7 protein-coding genes are annotated in these 5,425 nt (G+C 64.6%); 3 read left to right on the forward strand and 4 right to left on the reverse strand.

The features are described 5' to 3' along the window. The first annotated feature begins 18 nt into the window (after positions 1-18). The 3 genes from V7D81_RS21315 (at position 19) to nhaR (ending at position 2,120) form a co-directional block, all read left to right on the forward strand. A complete protein-coding gene (locus V7D81_RS21315) occupies positions 19-768 on the forward strand; it encodes a response regulator transcription factor (RefSeq protein ID WP_324320097.1) in 750 nt (249 codons plus the stop codon). A gap of 41 nt (positions 769-809) precedes the next feature. Then, positions 810-1,097 carry a hypothetical protein gene (locus tag V7D81_RS21320; RefSeq protein ID WP_324320099.1) on the forward strand — a complete coding sequence of 96 codons (288 nt, stop codon included), beginning with the start codon at positions 810-812 and terminating at the stop codon, positions 1,095-1,097. Positions 1,098-1,208: 111 nt separating this feature from the next. Further along, positions 1,209-2,120 carry a transcriptional activator NhaR gene (nhaR, locus tag V7D81_RS21325; protein WP_324320101.1) on the forward strand — a complete coding sequence of 304 codons (912 nt, stop codon included), beginning with the start codon at positions 1,209-1,211 and terminating at the stop codon, positions 2,118-2,120. Between the two features lie 9 nt (positions 2,121-2,129). On the opposite strand, the gene V7D81_RS21330 is transcribed toward nhaR, so the two are convergent. The 4 genes from V7D81_RS21330 to V7D81_RS21345 form a co-directional block, all read right to left on the reverse strand. Beyond that, a complete protein-coding gene (locus V7D81_RS21330) occupies positions 2,130-2,660 on the reverse strand; it encodes a hypothetical protein (protein WP_324320103.1) in 531 nt (176 codons plus the stop codon). Positions 2,661-2,802: 142 nt separating this feature from the next. Beyond that, entirely contained in the window at positions 2,803-3,042 is a 240-nt protein-coding gene (locus V7D81_RS21335; protein WP_324320104.1) for a hypothetical protein, read from the reverse strand. Between the two features lie 69 nt (positions 3,043-3,111). Beyond that, positions 3,112-4,254, reverse strand: a complete 1,143-nt coding sequence (locus V7D81_RS21340) for a PQQ-dependent sugar dehydrogenase (RefSeq protein WP_324320106.1) — start codon at positions 4,252-4,254, stop codon at positions 3,112-3,114. 49 nt (positions 4,255-4,303) lie between these two features. After that, positions 4,304-5,425: catalase (locus tag V7D81_RS21345; protein WP_324320108.1), on the reverse strand; the 1,122-nt coding region annotated here is incomplete at its 5' end.

A 5,425-nucleotide genomic window follows, 5' to 3' on the forward strand; every position in this document is an offset into this window, starting at 1 on the left:
GATTGAGAGGAACCTGTCATGCACACGGCCATGCGAGATTTCACGCTCACACATTCGACGCTGCGTACTGTCGACTCGCCGGTCGTCTTCATCGTCAGCGACGATCCGCAGGTTCGCAGCGTCCTCAGAGAGGCGATCGTGTCCGCAGGGTGGCGTACGGAGGGAGTCGCACAGACCTGTGACTTTCTCGCGCCAACGGAGATGACGGGTCCGGGCTGCCTGATCGTCGATATCGATCGGTTCGGCGGTGCCGGCACTGCCTTGCAGGAATTCATGAGGCAGCGACGCGACCTGCCCGTCATTTTCATTGCAGACAACCCGAGCGTGCGCATGACCGTCCACGCCATCAAGGCCGGCGCGGTCGAGTTCCTGACCACGCCGCTCGATGAAGAGCTGTTGTTGAATGCCGTCGAACAGGCACTGGATCTGAGCCGTTCGGTCCGGGCGAAGCAGGCGGCGGCGCGCGTGCTGCATGACCGGTTCGGCCGGCTCAGCCGTCGCGAACGCGAAGTGATGCAGCTCGTGGTGACGGGCCGCATGAACAAGCATGTCGCCGAAGCGCTGAGCATCTCGGAGATCACGGTCAAGGCGCATCGCGGCCAGGTCATGCGCAAGATGCGGGCAACATCGCTCGCGGAACTGGTGACCATGGCCGCGACGCTGCGCGCCGCAGGTGTGGTGTCAGACGGGATTCCCTGTGAACCAGAGTTGCGCCACGTTCGTGCCGCCTGGCCTGGAACTTGTGAGGCCAGCACGAGTCTCGAATAGCACGTGCCGATAACACGGCGCAGTTCACCGAAGAGGCGTCGATGCATTTCGATCAGGAGCGCTCGCAGCTTGGCCATCGCGGCAATATCGGCTCGCGTGCGCAGGGCATTGTGGTCAGGGTGCTCACGGCCGTGGCGGCGGCGGTTGCACTGGTGGGCGCGATTGCGATGTCGATCGTGGTGTTTGCCGTCGTGCTGACGGCGCTGTGCGTTTTCGGGCTGTATTTCTGGTGGAAGCTGCGGCAACTGCGCCGTCAGGCGCCGTCGCGGCCGGCGCAGGACGATGTGATCGAGGGCGTCGTGGTGCGGAAAGAATCGACACGCGAGTGACGCCGCCGACCGGCGTCGCTTCATGCTCGCGCATCTGCTGCAGGAGTATGAAATGATGGATGCGCCGACCTGGCCGGCGGCAGCAAACGCACCAGCAGAGGTTTCTTCCGGATGGCCGTCATTCGACGCATCAACTATCAGCATCTGCTGTACTTCTGGGCGGTCGTGCGCACGGGAAGCCTGACGAAGGCGTGCGAGGAACTGGCGCTGTCTGCGCCGACGGTGAGTGCGCAACTGCGTACGCTCGAAGAACGACTGGGCGAGAAGCTGCTCGCCAAGTCGGGCCGCAACCTGGTGCCCACCGAGGTCGGCAAGCTGGTGTTCGGCTACGCCAACGAGATCTTCACCCTGGGACAGGAAATGCTCGATGCGCTCGAACAGCGCCCCTCGACACGACCGCTGCGTCTGCGCGTCGGCATCGACGACGTGGTGCCGAAAGAGATTGCGTATCGGATACTCGAACCCGGCATGCAGCTGAAACAGCTGGTGCGCGTGACCTGTCGCGAAGGCACGCTGGAACGGCTGGTGGCAGACCTCGTGATGCACGACATCGACGTCGTGCTGTCGGATGCGCCGGTCACGCCGACGCTCAACATGCGCGCGCACAGCCATTCGCTCGGGCAGTGCAAGGTCTACTGGATGGCCACGCCGGCGCTGGCGAAAACCTTGCGGCGCGGATTTCCCAAATCGCTCGACGGTGTGCCGGTGCTGCTGCCGACGGATGACACCGCGATCCGCCGGGCGCTGGATCAATGGCTGGACCGCCAGGGCGTGCGTCCGCTGATGCTGGGCGAGTTCGAGGACTACGCGATGCTGCGCGAGTTTGCGCGCGCGGGGCACGGCTTTGCGCCGGTGCCGTCCGTGCTGGAAAGCCAGTTTCGCAGCCAGCACGGATTCGTACGCATCGGCATGGCCCATGGCGTCAAAGCCGAGTTCTTCGCCATCTCCGCGGAGCGCAAGATCAAGCACCCCGCGGTGGTGGCGATGACCAGCGCCGCCCGGCAACTATTCGCCGACAGCTGAGCGGCGTCGTCAGGCAGCCGCGCCTGCGGGCGGAGGATCGTCGAGCCGTTCATAGTGGCTCAGCCACATGACCAGGTGGTCCCTGCCGCCCGTGATGCGATCCAGCGCATCCGGATAACCGAGCAGCTGCGCGAGCGGCGCACACGCACGGACGATCCCGAACCTGCGATTCACTTCAGCATCCAGGATGCTGGCGCCACGCCTGCGCAGGTCTTCGCGGATGGGCTCGAAGTTGACGGGCGCGCACAAGATGCGCAGGCCCATGATGGGCTGTTCGATCCGATCGCTCTGCCTGCAGCCGCGATAGCGCACCTTCGGCGGACTGATACGCACCGCTGCTCCATAGACTTCTTCCAGCAGGCGCACCGGACGCTGCAACGCCATTTCGGTTTCTGCCGCGATCGTCAATCCGTCGGCGCCGGAGCGGAAAGCGGTCGCCTCATCGCGCGGCATCAGTTCCAGTGCGCGCCTGGCGAAGGCGAGCTGAAATCGCTCGGCCTGATGGGTGCAGCTGCGTTCGATGGGAAATCTTGCGGACATGGGCGATCTCCGATTGCCATGAGCCAGGATTTCTACGGGCTATTCGTCCTGAGAACCATTGGAATTATTCTGGCGCTCCATTCGCCTTTCCCTAAGAGAGCTTCGATGAAGCAGCGGGCGCGCCCCGTCTCGATTGGTTCCGTCAGGATGGCAGGCGCGTCAGCATGTTCGTGACGCGCCTCAGGCAGTCGGCGTTGGCGCCGGGCTTTGCGTCGCTGCGAAGCATGCTTTCTTCGTCGGCGATGAGCAGCTTTTCCAGTTGATCCTTCCACTGCACGAGAATGGCGCGCTTCTGCGGCGCCGTGAATTCCGTCGAGGCTTCGAGCGCCTCGGGAGATTCGAACGCAACGTTCGGATTCTTCATCGCCTGCTGCAGATTCATGTCAGTGTCCTGCGTCAATGACTTCCCGGGTTCGGGCAGGTTGTTTGCGCTGGTCGGATGCCAGTCGGCTCAGCGGGGCGTCAGCTTCAGCAGCCAGCCCTGGCCTCCGCGCGTTCCGTCCTCGAGCAGCCAGACCGCGCCGTCCGGCCCCTGTTCGACCTCGCGGATGCGTCGCTGCATGTCGAAGCGTTCCGCCTCGCGCGCGCTGTCGCCGTTGAACTCGACGCGGACCAGCGATTTCGACGACATCCCGCCGATGAGGCCGCTGCCTTTCCAGGCCGGAAACTTCGCGCCGTCGTAGATCACGAAGCCGGCCGGCGAAATCACCGGAGTCCAGGTGATCACGGGCGCGCGGAACTCGGGCCGCGTCGAGTGATCGGGAATCGGCGTGCCGTCGTAGTGATTGCCGTTGGAGACGAGCGGGTAGCCGTAGTTGGCGCCTTTCTCGATGCGGTTGAGTTCGTCGCCGCCCTGCGGTCCCATTTCGTGCGCCCACAACTGACCCTTGGCGTCGAACGCAATGCCGAGGATGTTGCGATGACCCAGCGACCATACCTGCGCGGTGACGCCGCCGCGGTCGGCGAACGGGTTGTCGGACGGCACGCTGCCGTCATCGTTCAGCCGGATGATCTTGCCGAGGTTGGTCGTCATGTCCTGCGCCGGATCGAACTCCTTGCGCTCGCTCGAGCTGATCCAGAGTTTGCCGTCGCGATCGAAAGCGAGCCGGTAACCGAAATGTCCGTCGCCGCTCTTCTTGGGATCCTGTCGCCAGATCACCTTGAGATCTTCGAGTGCGCCGCCGCCCGCGGCGTCCAGCGTCAGCCGCGCACGCGCGACTGCTGCACCGAGGCGTCCGTTCGCGGGCTCGACGAAGCTCAGATACACCAGCGAATTGGTCGCGAACTGCGGATGCAGCACGATGTCGCCGAGCCCGCCCTGGGCGACGTGCGACACGCGCGGCACGCCGGTCACGGTGCCGCTGTGTTTGTTCACCGGATTGAACAGGCGCAGAGCGCCGCCCATTTCAGTCACCAGCAGGCGGCCGTCGGGCAGGAAGGTCATCGCCCATGGATGATCGAAGCGGACGATCTCGGCGACCGCGAACGGCGGCGTCGCCGGCGCCGGCGCGTTCGCCGTTGTTGCAGCAACGGCGCCGCTGCTCGACAGCGCGAGGCAAAGCAAGGTAGCGAGGTTACGGGGCGACAGGATCATCGGAACTCCTTCAGAAGATGAATGTGTGGATGCGCAGCGGGCGCACCGCTCAACTCTCGCCCATGCCTGCCGCCGGTTCCCGCGCAGCGCCAGCGCGTACCTTCGCTTCGATTTTCGCGCCGACATCCGGATCGATGCGCTTCCAGTAGTCGAACGCGCGCTCGAGTACCGGACTGCGCACGCCGCCGAGCAGGCTGCCGGCGACCTGTTCGATCAGCGCCTGGCGCTCGCGGTCGTTGAACACCTTGCGCACGAGCGTGCCCGGCTGGCTGAAGTCGTCGTCATCCGCACGCAAGGCATAGGCGCTGCGCACCATCTCGCCGTCCGCCTCCCAGCCGTCTTCGACCTGACCGGTATGGTCGGCCCAGGAACGACCGCCGCTGTTGGTCGCGTAGACCGGCGCGGCGCCGCTGTGGTGATACGCCATCGGACCGTCGAACTGGTAAGTGTTCACCGGCGCCTTCGGCTGGTTCACCGGCAACTGATGGAAGTTGGCGCCGATGCGGTTGCGCTGCGCGTCGGCGTAGGCGAACGAACGCGCCAGCAGCATCTTGTCCGGCGACAGGCCGATGCCCGGTACCGTGTTGCCCGGCGAGAACGCCGCCTGCTCGATCTGCGCGAAGAAGTTTTCCGGATTGCGGTTCAGCGTCATGACGCCCACCGGAATCAGCGGATAGTCCGCGTGCGGCCAGGTCTTGGTCAGGTCGAACGGATTGATGCGGTAGGTGCGCGCCTGCGCGTACGGCATCACCTGCACCGACAGCTTCCACTTCGGGAAGGCGCCGCGCTCGATCGCATCGAACAGATCGCGGCGATGGAAGTCGGCGTCGCTGCCCGCCATCGCGGCGGCTTCGGCATTGCTGAAGAACTCCATGCCCTGCTGGGTGTGGAAGTGGTACTTGACCCAGAACTTCGCGCCTTCGGCGTTGATCCAGAGATAGGTATGCGAACCGTAACCGTTCATGTGTCGCCACGTGCGCGGCAGGCCGCGCGGGCCCATCAGGTACGTCACCTGGTGTGCGGATTCCGGATTGTTGGTCCAGAAGTCCCATTGCATGTGGTTGTCGCGCAGGCCGGAGTCGGGAAGCCGTTTCTGGCTGCGGATGAAGTGCGGAAACTTCATCGGGTCGCGCACGAAGAAAATCGGCGTGTTGTTGCCGGCCAGGTCGTA

Origin of the sequence: Povalibacter sp. (assembly GCF_036735925.1) — a bacterium.
In the GTDB taxonomy this organism is placed as follows: Bacteria; Pseudomonadota; Gammaproteobacteria; order Steroidobacterales; family Steroidobacteraceae; genus Steroidobacter.